Below are 3084 nucleotides of genomic sequence, written 5' to 3'. Positions count from 1 at the left end.
CGTAAGCGTCATTCTGCGGCCGCATGGACAGAGCTGAAGCCGGTGTTCAAAGTAATGTCCGTTACTTCAAGTGATGGGGACTACTTTGGACACACGGAATGCGCGATCATCGAACCGCAAAGGCAGACCGAATTACACACCAGAGTACCGGCGGCAAGTTGCCGTCGCGGCGTGCGAGCCGGGTGTTTCGGTGGCCAAGCTCTCGCAGGCGCACGGACTGAATCCGAATATGGTGTTCAAGTGGCGCCGGCAACTGCGGGCGGGCCTGTTTGAAGGAGTGGCGCACAGCACAGCGGTGTTGCTGCCCGTAGCGCTACCTGGTGCACCGACCGGCGAGACCGAAGAACCGGCGTCGCTCGCTGTGCAGCCTGTCGAGTCACATCGCGAGAGCGTGCCGGCCGCGTCGCGCATCGAGATCGAACTGAACGGTGCCCGTGTACGCGTCACGGGCATGGTTGACCCCGTGCAGTTGCGCCTCGTGCTGCGCTGCCTGATGCCAGCATGATTGCGCCGCCAGGCGGTACCCGCGTATGGCTGGCAGCGGGCGTTACCGATATGCGCCGCGGCATGGATGGACTTGCCGCGCTGGTGCAGTCAGCACTCGGTCGTGATCCCTTCTCGGGGCACATCTTCCTGTTTCGCGGGCGTCGCGGTGACCTCATCAAGATTTTATGGTGGAGCGGCGACGGCATGAACCTGTACGCGAAGCGACTCGAGCGTGGACGCTTCGTGTGGCCGCAGGCGGACTCGGGAACAGTCCATCTGTCAGCCGCCCAACTGTCGATGCTGCTCGAAGGGATTGACTGGCGGCACCCCGAGCGGACGTGGCAGCCGACGCACGCGGCATAAGGCATGGTGCGGGAGCCCACAAGCGCGTGGCCTTCATTTACACTGGCATGCATGCCAGCCAGCCATCTGCCCGATGACATCGCCGCTCTCAAGCGCATCGTCGCCTCGCGCGACGAGACCATCGCGCAGTTGCTGGCCGAGATCTCGCGACTGAAGCGATGGCAGTATGGCCGCTCATCGGAGCGCATGACAGAACTGATGGACCAGCTGCAGCTCGCGCTCGGTGAGCTGCCTGTTCATGAACCAGATATGACCGCACCGGCGAAGGTACCTGACGCCGACGCGACTGCGGATACATCGGCCACAACGAACGTCGTTCCGCTGCGCCGCAGGTCACGGCACTTCCCCGCCCATCTTCCCCGCGAAACGGTTGTGCATGCACCGTCAAACTGCGGATGCCTGGAATGCGGCAAACAGATGCGTGTGCTCGGCGAAGACGTCTCGGAGGTACTCGACTACGTGCCCGGCTACTTTAAGGTGCTGCGTCACGTACGTCCGAAGCTGAGCTGCCCGCGCTGTGCAGCAGTAGTACAGGAGCCTGCACCTTCGCGGCCGATAGCACGCTCGATGGCGGGTGCCGGGCTGCTCGCACAGGTCGTCGTCGCGAAGTACGCTGACCATATGCCGCTATATCGGCAAGCCGGTATCTATCGCCGCGCGGGCATCGAACTGGACCGGGCAACGCTGGCTTCGTGGGTGCGTGAAGCGGCAGCGCTGCTGCAACCCCTGTCCGACGCACTCGGCGGTTATGTACGCGCCGCAGACAAGATCCATACCGACGACACGCCCGTGCCGGTGCTGGAGCCGGGGCGTGGCAAGACACGCACGGCGCGCCTGTGGACCTACGTTCGGGATGACCGCCCGGCAGGCAGCCGCGCTCCACCAGCAGTCTGGTACAGGTACTCACCCGACCGCAAAGGTGAGCGGCCTCGGGAACATCTGTCGGGTTATACGGGAATCCTGCAGGCAGATGCCTTCAGCGGGTATGACGCGCTGTATCGTGACGGCACGGTCATCGAGGCCGGGTGCTGGGCCCATGCGCGACGCAAGTTCTACGACCTGTACAAGCTGGATAGCTCACCAATTGCCGAGGAAGCACTGCGCCGCATTGGGGCGCTATATACCGTTGAACGCGAGGTTCGCGGCCAGACGCCGGACGTGCGCCTGTCTGCGCGCCAGCTGCGCTCGGCCCCATTGCTCGCTGAACTGAAGGCCTGGTTCGAACACACGCTGTCACAGGTATCGGCGAAGTCCGGGCTGGCGAAGGCGATCAGATACTCGCTGGGGCACTGGCACGCACTCACACGCTATTGCGAAGACGGGCGCATCGAGGTGGACAACAATACGGCAGAGCGCGCGATCAGGCCGCTGGTCCTCGGCAGCCGCAATTATCTGTTCGCGGGCTCCGACGGAGGTGGCCAGAGCGCGGCGGTGATCTATAGTCTGATCGGTACGGCGCGCCTGAACGGCATCGAGCCGTTTGCCTACCTGCGCACGGTGTTTGAGCGCATCGCCGATCATCCCATCAACCGCATCGACGAGTTGCTGCCGTGGCGCCTGATGCCGGCTGCACACCTCGAGCAGCAAGCCGCCTGACAATCAATCCGATGGTCCAGCCCCGCAAACCTGCCCTGCGCCTGGTCAAGGCGCCAGTGCCCGATTACGTACTGCGCGTTGAACTGAAGTACATCAAGCCGGCGATCTGGCGACGAATCATCGTTCCCGGCTCGATCCGGCTGGGCAAACTGCATGTCGTGCTGCAACTGGCCATGGGCTGGGAAGGCGGTCACCTGCACGAGTTCGTCTTCGGCGAAACCAACTATGGTGAACCTGATGACTTCGGATTCCAGAGCGATCCACCGATGCTCAATGAAGCACGGGTCACGCTGGCGAAGGCGCTGGGCGGGCTAAAGTCATTCACCTACATCTACGACTACGGCGACAACTGGCAGCATCGGATCAAAGTCGAGAAGGCGCTGGTGCCTGATCCAGACATGCGCCGGCCGCTGTGCCTGGACGGGCAGAATGCGTGTCCACCGGAAGACGTCGGTGGAGTGCCAGGATATGCCGACTTCCTCGAGGCGATCACCGATCCGATGCACGAGGAGCACGACCACTTCCTCGAGTGGTGTGGCGGCAGCTTCGATCCCGCCGCCTTCGATCTCGTGCTAACGAATCAGCGGCTCTCAGAGGTCAAGTTCTGATCGTCAAGACGGCCTCAGATTGACGCTTACG

At 63.0% G+C, this 3084-nt stretch carries 4 protein-coding genes; all 4 read left to right on the top strand.

Annotated elements, in window-relative coordinates; genetic code table 11:
* Nucleotides 1–73: 73 nt before the first annotated feature.
* The 4 genes from tnpA to QCE69_RS39185 are packed head-to-tail and all read left to right on the top strand — an operon-like array spanning nucleotide 74 to nucleotide 3053.
* Complete coding sequence (tnpA, locus tag QCE69_RS39200) at nucleotides 74–505, top strand: IS66-like element accessory protein TnpA (protein WP_309936136.1); 432 nt, start codon at nucleotides 74–76, stop codon at nucleotides 503–505.
* Nucleotides 502–849, top strand: coding sequence for an IS66 family insertion sequence element accessory protein TnpB (gene tnpB, locus QCE69_RS39195; RefSeq protein WP_074295443.1), 348 nt, complete (start codon nucleotides 502–504; stop codon nucleotides 847–849). The genes tnpA and tnpB overlap by 4 nt, the downstream gene beginning before the upstream one ends.
* Nucleotides 850–900: 51 nt before the next feature.
* Nucleotides 901–2445: an IS66 family transposase gene (gene tnpC / locus QCE69_RS39190; RefSeq protein WP_309936133.1), complete on the top strand. Its 1545-nt coding sequence runs from the start codon at nucleotides 901–903 to the stop codon at nucleotides 2443–2445.
* A gap of 11 nt (nucleotides 2446–2456) precedes the next feature.
* The gene (locus QCE69_RS39185) at nucleotides 2457–3053 is read left to right on the top strand and encodes a plasmid pRiA4b ORF-3 family protein (protein WP_309936132.1); all 597 of its coding nucleotides are present in this window, start codon (nucleotides 2457–2459) and stop codon (nucleotides 3051–3053) included.
* Nucleotides 3054–3084: the final 31 nt, after the last annotated feature.

It is taken from the genome of Caballeronia sp. LZ032 (genome assembly GCF_031451315.1).
In the GTDB taxonomy this organism is placed as follows: Bacteria; Pseudomonadota; Gammaproteobacteria; order Burkholderiales; family Burkholderiaceae; genus Caballeronia.
This window is presented reverse-complemented; position numbering and strand designations above follow the sequence as displayed.

Coding starts and splice junctions, on each gene's coding strand:
- tnpA (WP_309936136.1), top strand. CDS start 74: ATGGGGACTACTTTGGACACACGGAATGCGCGATCATCGAACCGCAAA.
- tnpB (WP_074295443.1), top strand. CDS start 502: ATGATTGCGCCGCCAGGCGGTACCCGCGTATGGCTGGCAGCGGGCGTT.
- tnpC (WP_309936133.1), top strand. CDS start 901: ATGCCAGCCAGCCATCTGCCCGATGACATCGCCGCTCTCAAGCGCATC.
- QCE69_RS39185 (WP_309936132.1), top strand. CDS start 2,457: ATGGTCCAGCCCCGCAAACCTGCCCTGCGCCTGGTCAAGGCGCCAGTG.